A 16,392-nucleotide genomic window follows, 5' to 3' on the forward strand; every position below is an offset into this window, starting at 1 on the left:
TCGATCCGCACCACTGGCGAAGCCACGGCAGGCCGCACCCGACGGGTGCGGCCTGCTGCCTGTCGCTCAGACGCTGGCGGAGTAGTCCGGGCTCAGACTCGCCGGCAGGTCGCCACGGCGGGCGACGTTCAACTTGCGGTACGTACGGGTCAGATGCTGCTCCACCGTGCTGATCGTGATGAACAGCTTCTCGGAGATCTCCCGGTTGCTGTAACCGGCCGCCGCCAGGGCGGCGACCCGATGCTCGGCCTCGCTCAGCACCGCCACCGCCACGACCGGGTTGATCGCTTCCGCGGAGTCCCCTTCGTCCCAGCCGGTCTCCAGGGTCAGCGCCTTGAGCAGCGATAGCGCCCCTGCCTTCTCGGCGGTGGCATGCGCCCGCCGGGCGATGAGGCGGACCCGCCGCGACTCGCCAAGCGTCTGGAACGCCTCGGTCAGGTCGACGAGGGTCCGGGCCAGCTCGTAGTCGTCACCGCCGTTGTGCAGATCGGCGGCCTGCCGCAGGAACATCGGCCGATGCCGGAGCTCACCGCAGGCCGCATACAGGCGCAGGGCCATGGCGCGCACCCGCGGCTGGCCGTCACCGCAGCGGTTCAGCTGGTCCTCGACCAGACGCTGAGCCTGCTCCGGCGAGTTCATCCGCAGTAGCGTCTCGGCCGCGTCCACCCGCCACGGCACCAGGCCGGGGGTGTCCATCCCCCACTGGGCGGCCAACTGGCCGCAGAGCTTGAAGTCGCGCAGCGCCAACGCCAGCTCACCGACGGCGAGGCTGTACCGGCCCCGGGCGTACAGGTAGTGCAAACCGAAGCGGGTCTGGAACATCTCCTCCGGTACCGGCTGGTCCAGGTGGTCGCGGACCGCACCGAAGTCGCCGATCGCGGTGGTCGCCATGATCAGAACCGCGAGCGGACCGCCCACCGCTACGCCCCAACTGCTCGACGGCATCACCGTCAGCGCGTCGGTGGCGTACTGCCGTGCCCCGGTCAGGTCGCCCAGGCGCATCGAGATCTCCGCGCGGATGGCCGCCAGCCGCGCCTGCCGGCTCGGCGAACGCCGCATCCGCGCCTCGTCGACGAACGCGTCGCACCACACCGCGGCGCTGGCCGGGCAGCCACCGTAGGTGAGCGCCAGCAACGCACTCTCCACGGTGTCCAGGCTCATCTCGTCCAGCCGCGAGTTGCGCAGGACCCGTTCGGCGACTGCGATCGCCCGCTCCGACGGGCCGTCGCTGAGCACTCCGGCCAGCGCGGTGGCCGCCGACAGCCGATGACTGGCCGAGACCGTCGGCATCGCCACCGGCGGCTGGATGCCCGGGTGGAGCAGCGGCCGGAACGACGGGTACGTCGCCAGCATCAGTGGCCGGGTGATGACCAACTCGGCCAGCGTCTCCGCGTCGGCCTTGCTGCTGTGGGCGCTGATCAGCTCGAACGCCTCCCGAGCTTCGGCGAACTGGCCGTGCCAGAGCAGCGCCTTGGTCAGCACCAACGCGTCCACCCCGCGCAGGTGCCCGCCGCGCAGGGCGGCGGCCAGCTCGGGAAGGTATCCGGTCGGCGCGCTCGGGTTGATCCGCCATTCGGCGCGGACCAGGACGGCGGTGATCCGGGCGCGACGCTGGCTGTCGGTGCAGGCGCCCAGCGCGAGTTGCAGGTAGCGTACCGCCGCCACCACCTGGCCCTCGCGCAGCGACTGCCGGGCAGCATCCTCCAGCACCGGCACGGCCCACGCCTCGCTGACGTCGCCGGCGCCGACCAGATGCTCGGCGACCACCGCACTGGACGCGCCACCGCGATGCGCGAGCACCGCGGCCCGGCCGAACAGGTCCACGCGGTCCAGCTCGTCGATGTCGGCCAGCACCGCCGCACGAGCGGCCGGATGCCGGAAGTCCGCACCGGACAGCAGGCCCATCGTGGTCAGCGTGCGTACCGCCTGGCTGATCTGCGCGGCATCGTCCGGGACCAACTGCTCGAGCAGCGCGAGATCGGCGCAGACCGCCAGCCCCCGGGCCACCCGCAGCACCCGGGCGCTGGTGCGGTGCAGGCAGGACACCACCGCCCGGGCGAAGTTCTCCCCGGTCACTGGTTCGCTGCCGGCCGCGACGCCGGCTGCCGACGCCTCGCGGTGATCGTCGAGCAGGCCACGCAGCAGCAGCGGGTTGCCACCGCTGACGTGCTGCCAGGCCGGTACCAGCCGCTCGGCGTCGGTGTCGCCGACGTAGCTGGTCGCCAGCTCGCGCACCGCGTCGGCGGACAGGGCCGACAGGACGATCCGCGAGCCGTGCGGCGGCCGCCAGAGCGCCTCCGTGTCGAGTCCGACCTCGTTCCGGCGGCCCTGCTCGGTCTGGGTGAACAGCAACAGCATCGGCGCGAAGCGCGCCCGCCGGGCCAGGTAGGACAGGCAGACGATCGACAGCCGGTCGGCCCGGTCGATGTCGTCGACCGCGATGATCAGCGGATAGCGGTGGGACAGCTCCAGCAGGATCGTGCAGAGGGCGTGCACGATCTGCGGGTCGATCTGGTTGTCGCAGTCGTCGGCGCGGACCCCTTCGTAGAGCAGGTTCATCGCGCGCCGCTGCTCCTCGGGCACCAGTGGCGCGTCGAGCAGCAACTGGGTGAGCACACCGAGCGGCAGGTCACGCTCGGCGTCCGCACCGATCGCGGTGATCGCCAGCGCATCGCGGTCCACCGCCCGGTCGGCGTACGTGTTCAACAACTCGGTTTTGCCGGACGCCACCGCGCCCGCTATGACGGCGATCCGTCCCTTGCCGGCGACGGCTGAGGCAAGGAGGCCGTCCAGCGTGGCGATCGCGTCCGCGCGCTCGACCAACTTCATGATCATCCTCTCGATACGATCGCAGCTCCGGCTCGCTCACCTGGGATCGGCCGGTACTCCAGACGCTACGGACGGCCGCTGTCGTACCCCTATCGCCGCGCCATCCGTCGATTGTGCTCACCCGGCCCGGGCGTAGCGCGGCGCGACAGCAGGTGCCTGGTCCCGCTCCGAAGCCGGTGCCAGCGGGGTCCGACCGACCCGGGCCACCGCCGAACGCACCGCGGCCGACACCGCCGCCGGCAGGTCGGCCTCGATGCCGGCGCCCCACAACGTCTCGTCGCCCACCCGCAGCTCCGCGTAGACGACCAGGCCGGTCGAGTCGGCCAGGCCGGTGCCGGTACGGTGCACCGCGCGCACCTCGACGCCCCAGCGGGCCAGCGCCCGCCCGATCCGTTCCAGTTCATCGGTGCGCTGCCCGCCGACGGTGAACGCGGCGCCGTCGATGTGCAGGTACGCGGCGACCGGACGGGCCGTCGCCAGCGGCACCACCATCAACGACCCGGACACGTATTCGTCGCGGAACAGGGCACACACCCGCTCGGGGTCGATCTCGCCGCCCTCGGCGTCGGCGTAGGACTGCACCAGGCCGGCGAACTCCAGCTGCAGATCCCGCGGTGGATGCAGCCCGAGCCGGGAACTCAGCACGTACGCCACCCCACCCTTGCCGGACTGGCTGTTGATCCGCACCACGCTCTCGTAGGCGCGGCCCACGTCCTGCGGGTCGATCGGCAGATAGGGAATCTCCCAGACGACCTCGTCGACCGGAATGCCCTGCTCGGCCGCGACCCGGCTCTGCTCGGCGAAGCCCTTGTTGATGGCGTCCTGGTGGGAGCCGGAGAAGGCGGTGTAGGCCAGGTCACCGGCGTACGGGTGCCGGGGGTGCACCGGCAGCTCGGTGCACCGCTCGACGGTGCGCCGGATCCGGTCCAGGCCGGAGAAGTCGATGCCCGGGTCGACACCCTGGCTGAACAGGTTCAGCCCGAGCGTCACCAGGTCGACGTTGCCGGCCCGCTCGCCGTTGCCGAACAGACAGCCCTCGATGCGCTCGGCACCGGCGAGCACAGCCAGCTCGGCGGTGGCCACCCCGGTACCCCGGTCGTTGTGCGGATGCACCGACAGACACAGGTGCTCGCGCCGGCTCAGATGCCGGTCCATCCACTCGATCCGGTCCGCGAACACGTTGGGCATGGTGCGTTCGACGGTGGTCGGGAAGTTCAGGATGATCGGCCGGCCGGGCTCCGGCTGCCACACGTCCATCACCGCCTCGCAGACCTCCAGGGAGAAGTCCGCCTCGGTGTCGTTGAACAGCTCGGGCGAGTACTGGTAGCCCAGGTCGCAGTCGGCGAGGCTCTCCTCGGCGTACTTCATCATCAGCTGGGTGCCGTGCACGGCGAGTTGCCGGCACCCGTCCCGGTCGACGCCGAGCACCAGCCGGCGAAACAGCGGCGAGGTCGCGTTGTAGAGGTGCACAGTGGCGCGGGGCGCGCCGACCAGGCTCTGCACGGTGCGCCGGATCAGGTCGTCGCGCGCCTGGACCAACACCGTGATCCGTACGTCGTCGGGGATCAGGTCCTTCTCGATGAGCAGCCGCAGGAAGTCGTGGTCATCCCTGCTCGCCGACGGGAAGCCGACCTCGATCTCCCGGTAGCCCATCGTCACCAACAGCCGGAACATGCTCAGCTTCCGGACCGGGTCCATCGGGTTGACCAGCGACTGGTTGCCGTCGCGAAGGTCGGTCGAGAGCCAGCGGGGGGCCGCGGACATGACGCGATCCGGCCAGGTGCGGTCCGGCAGCGGTTCATGGACGGCCGGCCGGTAGCGCTTCACCGCGTTGGGAAAGGAATGCATGCTGTCCTCCTTGATCATCGCCGCGGCGTGGTGGTCGTCGCGGCGCGTTCATCACGACGGCGCGCGAGGCGCGCCCTTCGACGTCAGCTGCGGGCACCGAGGAACATCGAGCACGAGTACGGCGCCAGCAGTACCTGGATCTGGCAGGCGTCCGTGTCGGCGAGGAGACCGACGACAACCGCGATCTCGGCCACCGGCTCCCAGCCCTTCGGCGTACGTCGTTCCAGCCGGGTCGGAACTCCGGCTGCGGGTTGGCCATATACCACATCAAGGGCCTGTGCAGTGACCTTCATCGACTTTTGCTCCTGTTCGGCCCGCGACTGCGCGGGCGCCTGGTTTCCGCGATCATCGAATGGGCTGCTATCGCCATGCATTCGAATATCTATCGTCGCGGCCGTCGCCGACCATTGGAGGCAGGAAGAACTTCAATAGTGTGTCAATGGGCCAGGGCCATAACTTCGTTTCCAGAACCGCTGCCGCAACACAGTCAAGGCAGCCGGTAATCCGCTATGAAACGAGGATTCACCATGCGTTCGACTGCTGCACACATCGCCAAGGCCATCGTCGCCGGCTTGTTCGGTATCGGACTCACCCTGGTCGGTGTCACCGCCGCGCACGCCGACGTCGCTCCTTCCGCCGGCGAGACGACCGTGAACTCCACCACGATGGACAACTGGCCCTGGACCTGATCGACGCCGCACCGGACAGGGTGCCCAACGACTGCGGATTCGTGCTGCCGAACGACCCGCGACAGCAAGAGACGGTGTGTAGGCCAATCGCCCGCACACCGTTTTTTCATGCAACTCGTTGCCGCAACCCGCACGGTCACAGCGGCGACCAGACAGACCGCCGCAGCTACTTCGCGGTCACCTCGCGGTGGGCCGGCGTGGCTGCCGCCGCAGCGTCCGCCGGCTCGGCGTACGGCTGGTCGCCGCCACCTGCGACCGCGTACGGCTTGTCGCCGCCACCTGCGACCGCGTACGCCTCGCCGAGCATCACCAGCACCCGCGCCTCGAACATCGGTGCCTGGATGCTGCGGAACAGGCTCAGGGCCCGGTGCAGGTGCACCACCGCCTGCGGTGCCTTGCCGACCGCCAGGTTCAACTCGCCCAGGCTGCGTTCGACCCGCGCCTCGATCATCCGCTCGCCGGTGCTGGACGCCAGCCCTCGCGCTTCGTTGAGCGCGCGCTCCGCCTGCTCGTGATCGCCGGAGCAGAGGTGGCCCAGGCCCAGCCCGTGCAGCGCGTACGCCTGGCCGATCGGATCACCCAGGTCGCGTACCACGGCCAGGGTCTCGTCGAACGCTGTCACGGCCGCCGCATGGTCCCCGGCGCTCAGGTGCGCGTCGGCCAGCCGGTGCAGCACCTGCGCCTCGATGCGCCGGCTGCCGGCCTGTCGGCTCAGCTCCAGCGCGCGGGGCAACATCCGCTTGGCTTCCGCCGGGTTACCGCGTTCCAACGCGGTCTGCGCCATGCTGTTCAGCACGTAGGCCGCCGCCGTCAGGTCACCCGCGGCGAGCAGCACGCCCAACGCATTCTCGTAGCGACGCGTCGCATTGTCGAAGTCGCTGGCGATCCGGTCCAGATAGGCCAGTTGGCGGCTGACCAGGGCGACACCGTGCTCGGCACCGAGCTGTTTGAACAGCGCCTCGGAATGCTCCAGGTTCTCCCGCGCGTCGGTGAAGCGCTTCTCGACGATGCCCAGCGAACCGGTCGAGTACAGCATCACCGCCTCGCCGCGCTGGTCGCCGACGGATCGGCACGCGGCCAGGGCCACCCGGTGGGTCTCGCGCCAGTCGTCGAGATAGATCCGTGACTCGAACAGGGTCACCGAGGTGAACGCGAGGTCCCAGCACAACTCGATCAGGCCGACCTTGACAGTCTGGCGCACGGCGGCGACCAGGTTCAGGCGCTCGCGCTCCAGCCAGCCCAGCGGATCACGGATGACCCGTGCCACCACCTCCGGGGCGAACGTCCACCGCTCGGCCCGGCTGTGCACCTGCCGAGTGTCGCAGCCGTGCAACCGCCCGTGCGCCTGCTCGGCGAGGAAGAGGAGCGCGCCGAGCACCCGCGACAGCGCCGCGCTTCGGTCGGTGGCGCTGTCCTCCACGGCCAGCCGTTCCCGGGCGAAAACCCGGATGAGATCGTGGAGCCGGTACTGGGCGCGCAGACCTCCCTCGGTGCCGGTGATCTCCACCAGTTGCGCGTCGACCAGTTCGTCGAGCAGATCCTGGGCGTCGGCCAACGGCTGGTCGAGCAGCGCGGCGCTGACCCAGCCACCGAAGGCCGGGAAGTCGAGCAGGGCCAGCCGGCGGAACAGCCGGCGGGCCTCGTCGGCCAGGTTGTCGTAGGTGAGCGAGATGCTCACCCGGATCCCCAGGGCACCGTGCTTGAGTTCGTCGAGTCGGCGGGATTCGTTCTCCAGCCGGCTGGCGAGCTGCTCCACCGTCCAGTGCGGGCGCGCCGACAGCCGCGCACCGGCGATCCGCAATGCCAACGGCAACTGCCCGCACAGCTCGGCCAACTCGGCCGCCGCGTCGGCCTCGGCCTGCACCCGGTCGCCGCCGGCTATCCGGGACAACAGCGCGATCGACTGGACCGAGTCGAAGACATCGACCTCGACGTGCACCGCGCCCGGCAGCCCGGCCAGGCGCCGCCGGCTGGTGACCAGCACCGCGGAGCTGGGGTTGCCGGGCAGCAGCGGCAGCAGCTGCGTCTCGCTGCCGGCGTTGTCCAGCACGACCAGGATGCGCCGGTCGGCCAGCAGATCGCGGTACATCTCCGCGCGCTCCTCCAGGTCGTCCGGGATCCCGTTCCCGGGCACGCCGAGGCCGCGCAGGAAGCGTTCCAGCACCTGGGTCGGACTGGCCTGTCGGGACGCACCGCCGTGCAGGTCGGCGAAGAGCTGGCCGTCCGGATAGCGCCAGGCGAGCCGGTGCGCGACGTGTACGCACAACGAGGTCTTGCCGATGCCGGGCTTGCCGGCGACCACGACGATCGGCACCGCCAACTGAGCGGGATTCTCTGCGGCCTCGGCGAGTCGCTCCTGGATCTCCTGGACCTGTTCGGTGCGACCGGTGAAGTCCGCGATGTCGGTGGGCAGCAGGCTCGGGCCGCCACCGGCGACCGGCAGGATCGAGCCGTCGCCGGTGGCCGGCAGGACCGGACCGACGTTGGCGACCGGCAGGACCGGACCGACGCTGGTGGGCACCGCCTGCTCGGCGGGGGCCACCGGCGGCGGGATCGCCAGCGGCTCGGCCGCGACGGGCAGCCCGACCTCGGCCCTCGCCGGGGGCAACGGCGCGCTGAGCCCGATGTCGGAGCCGAGGATCGAGCGCTCCAGCCGCTGCAACCGCTCGCTGGGCTCCAGGCCGAGATCCTCGATCAGGATCCGCCGGGCCGAGCGATAGCACTCCAGCGCCTCGGCCTGCCGGCCGGACCGGTAGAGCGCGAGCATCAACTGCCCGCGCAGCCGCTCGCGCAGCGGGTGGGCGGCGACCAGCCCGGTCAGCTCGGCGATCACGTCAACGTGTCGGCCCAGGGCGAGCTCGAAATCGATGCACTCCTCGGCGGCGGCCAGCCGGCGCTCGACGAGTCGGTCGGCGGCCGCGCGCAGTGGCTCGCTGTCCAGGCCCTCCAGCGGCGCGCCGCGCCACATGCGCAGCGCCTCGCGGTAGAGCCGCACGGCCTCGTCCTTGTCGGCGGTCGCGGCCGCCCGGGTGAGCAACGACTCGTAGCGTTGCAGATCGACATCGTCGTCGGGCACCTCCAGGGCGTACCCCTGGTGCCGGGTGGTGATCGCCTCCGGGCGCCCGTTGGCCGCCAGCAGCCGCCGGAGCGCGGAGACGCAGATCTGCACCTGGGCACGGGCGCTGTTGGGCAGCCGCTCGCCGTAGACCGCGGTCACCAGTCGCCCGACCGAGATCACCCGGCGCGGTTCCAGGGCGAGGCTGGCGAGGACGATCTGCTGGCGATGACCCCCCAGGTCGAGGCGGCTCCCGTCGTCGTCGACCGCTTCCAGCGGACCGAGTACCCGGAACTCCATCAACCCGCCTACCCTGCGCCACCGTGACGTATTCGTCCCGATGGGGTAGCCATACTCACGACTTGTCGACGCCTGCCCTGCGAATCAGCATATTTGCCCCAGTTTCGGTGACCAAACCACAATGCACTCCCCGACCGTCTGTCACATTGAGGTTACGAACGCATCCACAGTCGCCGCTACCCAATAAGCGGGGCGCTTCGTCCAATCAGGACTGTCCGTTCAATCGATTGTGCAACGACACGCGGTGTGGGCCCGGCGACGGACCGCAGCACTGCTCGGTGATTCGCGGCAGTCGACCCGAATGGGCACGGCCGAAACCCTTAGCAGCCCCGGATTTTCCGTCAGGCGGAGAAAGGGGTGCCGCCGGCATCAGACCCGCTCTTAGCGTAGCGGGCATGCAGGATCAAACGGCGACAGCTCTCGTGGTGGAGTATCTCAATCGCGCCGCCGCGCACTACGGCGAAGGCCACGTGACCCGCGACGACGTCGACACCGCCATGCGCCTCGGCTGCGGCCTGCCGCAGGGTCCACTCGCTCACCTCGACGACCTCGGCATCGACGTCGCCCTCGCCATGCTCGACGACGCCGGAGTTCGACCCGCGGCGATCCTCATCCGGATGGCGTGCGATGGCCGGCTCGGCCGCCGCGTCGGCCGCGGCTTCTACGACTACGACCGACCGGACGCCGACGAACCCGTTGCCATGCAGGAATCCCGGCTGCCGGGCACCCCGCGTCCACTGCGTCGCCTCGGCGTCGTCGGGTCGGGCACCATGGCACGCGGCATCGCGCAGGTCGGCGCCGTCGCCGGCCTGCACACCACGGTGGTGGCCCGGACCGACGAGCGGGCCGCCCTGGCCCACGCGCAGATCGGTCGCTCGCTCGCCGCCGCGGTGTCGCGCGGCCGCCTGGACGAACCGACCCGGATGACCGCCGAGGAGCGCCTGACCACCTCGGCCGACCACGCCGCACTCACCGGCTGCGACGTCGTCGTCGAAGCGGTGGCCGAGGACGCTGACATCAAGCGGCAGGTCTTCGCCGCGCTGGCGGCCGTCTGCCCGGCCGGAACGGTGCTCGCCACCACCACCTCGAGCCTGTCCGTCGCCGCGTGCGCGGCGGCTGCCGACCGGCCCGCCGACGTGCTCGGTCTGCACTTCTTCAACCCGGCACCGGCGATGCGACTGGTCGAGATCGCCGCCACCGCGACCACCTCGGCGCAGACGATGGCGACGGCGCACACCCTGGTGCGGCGCCTGGGCAAGATCTCCGTACACAGTGCCGACCGGTGTGGATTCATCGTCAACTACCTGCTGTTCGGCTACCTCAACGGCGCCATCACCGCACTGGAACGCGGCCAGGTGCAGGCCGAGGAGCTCGATGCCACGATCCGAGCCGAGTTCGGCTACCCGATGGGACCGTTCGCGCTGCTCGACACCATCGGGCTCGACGTGTCGCTGGCCATCCTGCGCCGGCTCCACGACGAATTCGGCGAGCCCTGCTTCGCCCCCGCGCCGGCCCTCTCCGCGCTGGTCGCCGCCGGGCGACTCGGTCGTAAGACCGGCACCGGCTTCCTGAGCGAGATCCCCCGAGCCCGGCAACGGCAGACGGCGATGGCCGGCAACGCTGCCGCCCCAGGAGGTGTCCGATGAACCCGAACTTCGCCGCGGCGGTCGTGGCCGCGCCTGACGCCGCGGCGGTGGCCGCCATCCCGGTACCGGAGTACTACCGAGGGGCCGTGCTGCTCGAAGAGGACCAGCACATGTTCGACGACATCCCGATCGCCGAGCGTGAACCGGCCAAGGCGTTGCACCTGCGCGACGTACCGACCCCGGAGCCGGGGCCAGGTGAGGCGCTGATCGCCGTGATGGCGAGTGCGGTCAACTACAACACCGTGTGGAGCGCGCTGTTCGCACCGGTGCCCACCTTCAGTTTCCTGCGCCGGTACGCCCGTACCGATGATCTCGCCGCCCGGCACGCCCGGCCGTACCACGTGATCGGCTCGGACCTCGCCGGCATCGTGCTGCGCACCGGGCCCGGGGTGCAGCGGTGGCGCCCGGGCGATCGCGTGGTCGCGCACTGCCTGTCGGTACAGCTGCAGCACCCGGACGGCCACGACGACAGCATGCTCGACCCGGAACAGCGCATCTGGGGGTACGAGACGAACTTCGGCGGGCTCGCCGACCTGGCGCTGGTCAAGGCCAACCAACTGATGCCGAAGGCGACCCACCTGACCTGGGAAGAGGCCGCCTCGCCGGGGCTGGTCAACTCGACCGTCTACCGGCAGTTGGTGTCGCCGCACGGCGCGGGCATGCGCCTCGGCGACAACGTGCTGATCTGGGGTGCGGCCGGCGGGCTGGGCTCATTCGCCGTGCAGTACGCGCTGTGCGGCGGCGCCACGCCGATCTGCGTGGTCTCCAGCCCCGAGAAGGCTGAGGTGTGCCGGCGCATGGGTGCCGAGGCGGTAATCGACCGGGAGGCCGAGGCCTACCGTTTCTGGCGCGACGAGACCACCCAGGATCCGCGCGAGTGGCGCCGGTTCGGCCAGCGCATCCGCGAGCTGACCGGCGGAGAGGACGCCGACATCGTCTTCGAGCACCCCGGGCGCGACACGTTCGGCGCGTCGGTCTACGTCGCCCGCCGGGGCGGCACGGTGGTGACCTGTGCCTCCACCAGTGGATACGAGCACCAGTTCGACAACCGTCACCTGTGGATGAGCCTCAAGCGGATCGTCGGCACGCACTTCGCCAACTACCGCGAGGCCTGGCAGGCCAACCGGCTCGTCGTGCGGGGCCGCATCCACCCGACGTTGTCCGTCACCTATCCGCTCGACGACGTCGGTCAGGCCGTGGACGACCTGCACCGCAACCGGCACCAGGGCAAGATCGGTGTGCGCTGCCTGGCAGCGGCCGAGGGCGGCGGCGTCGAGGATCCTGAGCTGCGGGAGCGGCATCTGACGGCGATCAACCGGTTCCGCCCGCCGGCCGGGGGTGCGGCATGAACGGTCCTGATCCACGCTGGATCCGGCGGTACCACCGTGGGCCGGAAGCCGCCGTCACCCTCGTCTGTCTGGCTCACGCCGGTGGCTCGGCCAGCTTCTTCTATCCGTTCTCGGCGGCCCTGTCCCGCTCGGTCGACGTGGTGGCCGTGCAGTACCCGGGCCGCCAGGACCGCCACGACGAACCGCAGGTCGACAGCGTGGCGGCGCTCGCCGCGGCGGTGGCCGAGCAGGTGGCCGCCCTCGGCCCGCGACCGGTCGCGTTGTTCGGGCACAGCATGGGCGCGCTCGTGGGTTACGAGACCGCCCTGCTGCTGGAACAGGCCGGTCACCAGCCGACACACCTGTTCGCCTCCGGCCGGCGGGCCCCGTCGACGAGCCGGCCGGAAGCGGTCCATCGGCTCAGCGACAACCGGCTGGTCGCCCACGTGCAGGAACTCGACGGCGACGCCGGCGTCGCCGAGGCGCTCAACGATCCCGACGTGCGCACCATGGCGCTGCCCGCGCTGCGCACCGACTACCGCGCCGTGGAGACCTACCCGGTCACGGCCGGCCCGCCGCTGCACTGCCCGATCACGGTGCTCACCGGCCGCGACGACCCGGTGGTCAGCGCCGCCGAAGCGGCCGCGTGGCAGGGGCACACCCTCGGCAGCTTCGAGTGCCTGACCTTCCCGGGCCGCCACTTCTTCGTGGCCACCCATCGGGACGCGGTCGTGTCCGAGATCGAGCGCCGGCTCGTTGCGGTGCCGAGCGCACCCCGCTGAAGCGGCGATGCGCCGGGCGAGTTGGGCACTGGCCACCCCACGCCGGGCCGGCCGGCAACCGCGAGACTCAGGAAACGTCGCCCCGGGTCGTCTCGACTTTCGTGTGCAGGATCTCGCGGGCCTGGCCTGCGGCTCGGGCGATGCTCTCCGAGACGAAGTCGACGAAGCGGGCGATGTTCTCCAGCCGGGTGGCGGCCGGTGTGCCGCGGCCGAGGACACCAACGCCCTGCCGGGCAATCTCGCCGAGGTGGGCGGTGGCTCGGGCGCTGGCCATCACCGACTCGTACAGCACGTCGTCGTCGACGACGTAGCGTTCGCGACGCCGTTCGTCGCGTTCCCGGCGGACCAGGCCCTGACTGTCGAGAAAGGCCACCGCCTTGGAGACCGAAGCCGGACTGACCCGCAGGCGCCCGACGAGTTCCGAGGCGCTGAGGCTGCCGGTGTCGGTCGTGTAGAGGCAGGCCAACGTCCGGGCCGTCATCCGGGGCAGTCCCGACTGCATGAAGACCGTGGCGAAGGTCTCCTCGTACTCCTGCACGGCCTCGGCGTCCCGACCGTGCGGCTGCGGCGGTGTGTCGGCGCGCCCGGGGGTGGCCTTTCTGCGGCGCCGGACGCGCCGCTCGGTGGCGTGGTGGGCGAGGTCGGCGCGGTAGGCGGTGGGGCCGCCGTTGCGCATCACCTCGCGGGTGATCGTCGAAGTCGGCCGGTCCAGACGCCGGGCGATCGCCGCGTAGGCGAGGCCATCGGCCAGCCCGAGGGCGATCTGCTGGCGCTCGGATTGAGTGAGCCTGCCTCCCGGCACCGTGGCCTCCTTCCATGATCCGTTCGGGGCCCTGAGCATAGCGTTCACTCCGCCTCTGTTGCAACGGAATCCCTCCGACGTTGCATTGAACGTTGCACCATTGCAACGATATAACCCTACTGACCTGCGCATTATTGAGTACGATGCAACACCGACGTTGCCGTCCGGTTGAAAGCAACGTAGTGTTTCCTGCATAGGAAACATCCCGAAGTTAGAGGAGTCATGATGCAGAGCTTCGACACCCCCGCCCCGATCTCGGCCGTGCTCGACATCCCCGCGGGACGTATCCAGATCATCGCCGCCGACCGCACCGACACGACCGTCGAGATCCTGCCCACCGACGCCGGCAAGTCCCGCGACGTGACGGCGGCCGAGCGCATCGAGGTCACCTACGACGACGGCGTCCTGCGCGTGCAGGCGGCGGAGCCGGCGAGGCGGGTCCTCGGCTCGTCCGGATCCGTCGAGGTGACCGTGCAACTGCCCGCCGGCTCACGGGTCGAGGCGGAGGCCGCCAGCGTCGAGTTCCGCGGCGTCGGCCGCCTCGGCGACGTCACCTTCGACGGCGCGGACGGCGCGGTCAAGCTCGACGAGACCGCGCAGGCCCGCCTGACCCTGCAGTCGGGTGACATCACCGTCGGCCGTCTCGGCGGCCCCGCGCAGATCAGCACCCAGCGCGGCAACCTGACCGTCGCCGAGGCCGTCGCCGGCACCGTCACTCTGCGCACCGAGCAGGGCAACATCACGATCGGCGCCGCCCGCGACAGCTCGGCAAGCCTGGACGCCGGCACCACGTACGGCCGCGTCCGCAACGAGCTCCGCAACACCGACGGTGCCGCCGCCGGTCTGACCATCCACGCGACCACCGCCTACGGTGACATCGCCGCCCGCAGCCTGTAGGGATCACCGCCCGCAGCCGGCAGGCAGCGCCGGTCACGGCCGGCCCGGTGGGGACGGGCCGACCCGGTGGGGCCGGCACCACCGGCTTCCGCTTTCCTCTCCCCCACCCGGGCGGCGTACACCGACACCACCGTCGGCGTACGCCGCCCGTGGCGTAACGCCGCCCGGTCGGTGTGCCCAGCCAGGGCGGGGTGCCGCTCAGGCCGCCCCGGGCACCAGCAACCGTGCGGGTGGTCTCGGCCCCGGGTCGGCGACAAGTGCCCGCGCGAGCGCGTCGACGAAGGCGTCGGCCTGAGCCGCGGTGAGCACCAGCGGCGGCGCGAGCCGGATCACGGCGGGCTGGACCGCGTCGACCAGGAAGCCGGCCGTCCGCAGCCAATCGGTCACCGGCACGGCGACCGGTTCGGTGAGCGCGATGCCGAGCAGCAACCCGGCGCCGCGTACCCCGGCGATCAGCGGGTGCGCCACTGCCTCGATGCCGGCCCGCAGCCGGTCGCCGACCCGCTTGACGTGGTCCAGCAGGCCCATGCCGGCAATGGTGCGGATCACCGCCAGCCCAGCTGCGCAACTGAGCGGGCTGCCACCGACCGTGGTCCCGTGGGCACCGGTGGCCAGCAGGTCCGCCGCCGTCCCGAACGCCAGGCAGGCTCCGAGCGGCAGGCCGCCGCCAAGGCCCTGGGCAAGGGTGACGAAGTCCGGCGCGATGCCCTCGCTCTGGTGGTGGAACCAGTACCCGGTACGCCCGAGGGCGGTGTGTACCTCGTCGAGCACCAGCAACGCCCCGGTCGCCGTACAGATCGTACGGGCCGCCGCGAGGTAGCCGGGCGGCGGCACCAGCACACCGTTCTCGCCCTGAATCGCCTCCAGGATCACCATCGCCGTGGTGTCACTGACCGCGCCGCGCAGTGCTTCGACATCACCGAACGGGACATGGGTGACGGCGTCCGGCAGCGTCCGGAACGGATGCGCCCTGCCCGGCTGACCGGCAAACGCGAGCGTCCCCATGGTCCGGCCGTGGAAGGCCCCGGTCGTCGCGACCACCTCGGACCGCCCAGTGAGGCGCGCGACCTGGAACGCCGTCTCGTTCGCCTCGGCGCCCGAGTCGGTGAACAGGACCCGCCCCGGCCCGGTCAGGGCCAGCAGCAGCTCGCCGAGCAGCACGGTCGGCTCGGCCACGTCCCGGCTGGATACGTGGCCGAGCGTCGCGGCCTGCCTGGACACCGCGTTCACCACGGCCGGGTGGGCATGCCCCAGCACGTTCGACGCGGCGCCGCCCATCAGGTCGAGGTACTCCCGGCCCGCGTCGTCGGTCACCACCGCGCCAGTGCCCTTGACCAGGGCCAGACCCGGCGTGCCGTAGCTGCTCACCGTCGTGCGCGACCAGCGTTCGGTGAGTGCTCTGCGGCCACCGCCGTCATCGCGGATCGCCATCACGGCCTCCCGGCGACCAGATCCGCGCCATGTCGGTCAGCAGCCGGCTCTCATCGTCCCTGAGATAGAAGTGCCCACCGGGAAACAGCCGGAGCCGGAAGGGACCGCGCGTGACGTCCGCCCACCCCCGCATCTGCCCCGGGCTGATCGCGGTGTCCTGCTCACCCAGGTAGCCGAACACCGGGCAGTCGAGCAGCGGCCGACGCCCGCCGCGGTAGTCGTTCACCAGTTCCAGGTCCGCGCGAATGGCGGGCAACGCGAACTCCCGTAATTCCAGGTCGGCGAAGACCTCGGTACGGCTCGCGTCGTGCCGGACGATCTCGGCGATGATCTCGTCATCGGTGTATCTGAGCCGTGGCTGGTCCACCAGCGCCGCAGGAGGAAGCCGGGCCGACACACACAGCGCGGCCGGGGGACGACCCCGCCGCTGCAGGCGCACGGCCACCTCGTGCGCAACCGACGCGCCCATGCTGTGCCCGAACAGCACCATCCGCTGCCCGGCCAGCCCGTCGAGCACGTCGGTCACGTCGTCCGCCAGGTCCTCGATACTGGACGGGAGCGGCTCGGTGAGACGGTCCTCCCGGCCCGGGTACCGGATGCCGAGCACGCCGACGTCCGTCGGCAGGCTCGCCGGCCAGGTGCGGTACGCGCTCGCCCAGCCGCCGGCATGGGGAAAACAGACGAGCTTCGTCGTACACCCCTCACCGTCGCGGAAGCGGCGTATCCACCGGTCCTTCGTCAGGGTTCTCATCACACCGTCTCCTCTCCAGGTCGCGGAGGCCGCA

At 71.0% G+C, this 16,392-nt stretch carries 12 protein-coding genes; 5 read left to right on the forward strand and 7 right to left on the reverse strand.

The features are described 5' to 3' along the window. Positions 1 to 66 precede the first annotated feature (66 nt). The 3 genes from KBX00_RS05010 to KBX00_RS05020 form a co-directional block, all read right to left on the reverse strand. The gene (locus tag KBX00_RS05010; protein WP_210823744.1) at positions 67 to 2,829 is read right to left on the reverse strand and encodes a LuxR family transcriptional regulator; all 2,763 of its coding nucleotides are present in this window, start codon (positions 2,827 to 2,829) and stop codon (positions 67 to 69) included. 117 nt (positions 2,830 to 2,946) lie between these two features. Then, a complete protein-coding gene (locus tag KBX00_RS05015; protein WP_210823746.1) occupies positions 2,947 to 4,677 on the reverse strand; it encodes a 2-isopropylmalate synthase in 1,731 nt (576 codons plus the stop codon). A gap of 83 nt (positions 4,678 to 4,760) precedes the next feature. Beyond that, positions 4,761 to 4,970 carry a hypothetical protein gene (locus KBX00_RS05020; protein ID WP_210823747.1) on the reverse strand — a complete coding sequence of 70 codons (210 nt, stop codon included), beginning with the start codon at positions 4,968 to 4,970 and terminating at the stop codon, positions 4,761 to 4,763. A 234-nt stretch (positions 4,971 to 5,204) separates the two neighbouring features. Here KBX00_RS05020 and KBX00_RS05025 point away from each other — a divergent pair, with 234 nt between their 5' ends. Beyond that, on the forward strand, positions 5,205 to 5,366 hold the full coding sequence (locus KBX00_RS05025; RefSeq protein WP_210823748.1) for a hypothetical protein: 162 nt from the start codon (positions 5,205 to 5,207) through the stop codon (positions 5,364 to 5,366). A 166-nt stretch (positions 5,367 to 5,532) separates the two neighbouring features. On the opposite strand, the gene KBX00_RS05030 is transcribed toward KBX00_RS05025, so the two are convergent. Then, positions 5,533 to 8,721, reverse strand: a complete 3,189-nt coding sequence (locus KBX00_RS05030) for a BTAD domain-containing putative transcriptional regulator (protein ID WP_210823749.1) — start codon at positions 8,719 to 8,721, stop codon at positions 5,533 to 5,535. Between the two features lie 395 nt (positions 8,722 to 9,116). Here KBX00_RS05030 and KBX00_RS05035 point away from each other — a divergent pair, with 395 nt between their 5' ends. The 3 genes from KBX00_RS05035 to KBX00_RS05045 are packed head-to-tail and all read left to right on the forward strand — an operon-like array spanning position 9,117 to position 12,477. Then, positions 9,117 to 10,367 (forward strand): 3-hydroxyacyl-CoA dehydrogenase family protein, encoded by a 1,251-nt coding sequence (locus KBX00_RS05035; protein WP_210823750.1) that lies wholly within the window; start codon positions 9,117 to 9,119, stop codon positions 10,365 to 10,367. Further along, the gene (gene ccrA, locus KBX00_RS05040; protein ID WP_210823751.1) at positions 10,364 to 11,716 is read left to right on the forward strand and encodes a crotonyl-CoA carboxylase/reductase; all 1,353 of its coding nucleotides are present in this window, start codon (positions 10,364 to 10,366) and stop codon (positions 11,714 to 11,716) included. Before KBX00_RS05035 ends, ccrA begins: the two co-directional genes overlap by 4 nt. Beyond that, positions 11,713 to 12,477, forward strand: a complete 765-nt coding sequence (locus KBX00_RS05045) for a thioesterase II family protein (protein ID WP_210823753.1) — start codon at positions 11,713 to 11,715, stop codon at positions 12,475 to 12,477. The genes ccrA and KBX00_RS05045 overlap by 4 nt, the downstream gene beginning before the upstream one ends. A gap of 67 nt (positions 12,478 to 12,544) precedes the next feature. Here the strand turns inward: KBX00_RS05045 and KBX00_RS05050 are convergent, their stop codons facing one another. Further along, complete coding sequence (locus KBX00_RS05050; protein WP_210823755.1) at positions 12,545 to 13,279, reverse strand: helix-turn-helix domain-containing protein; 735 nt, start codon at positions 13,277 to 13,279, stop codon at positions 12,545 to 12,547. Positions 13,280 to 13,504: 225 nt separating this feature from the next. On the opposite strand from KBX00_RS05050, the gene KBX00_RS05055 reads away from it, so the two are divergent. Further along, entirely contained in the window at positions 13,505 to 14,176 is a 672-nt protein-coding gene (locus KBX00_RS05055) for a DUF4097 family beta strand repeat-containing protein (protein ID WP_210823757.1), read from the forward strand. Positions 14,177 to 14,374: 198 nt separating this feature from the next. Here the strand turns inward: KBX00_RS05055 and KBX00_RS05060 are convergent, their stop codons facing one another. Then, positions 14,375 to 15,607: an acetylornithine transaminase gene (locus KBX00_RS05060; RefSeq protein ID WP_210823760.1), complete on the reverse strand. Its 1,233-nt coding sequence runs from the start codon at positions 15,605 to 15,607 to the stop codon at positions 14,375 to 14,377. After that, the gene (locus tag KBX00_RS05065; RefSeq protein WP_210823762.1) at positions 15,591 to 16,358 is read right to left on the reverse strand and encodes a thioesterase II family protein; all 768 of its coding nucleotides are present in this window, start codon (positions 16,356 to 16,358) and stop codon (positions 15,591 to 15,593) included. The genes KBX00_RS05060 and KBX00_RS05065 overlap by 17 nt, the downstream gene beginning before the upstream one ends. Positions 16,359 to 16,392 lie beyond the last annotated feature (34 nt).

Source organism: Micromonospora sp. C95 (genome assembly GCF_018070465.1).
In the GTDB taxonomy this organism is placed as follows: domain Bacteria; phylum Actinomycetota; class Actinomycetes; order Mycobacteriales; family Micromonosporaceae; genus Micromonospora.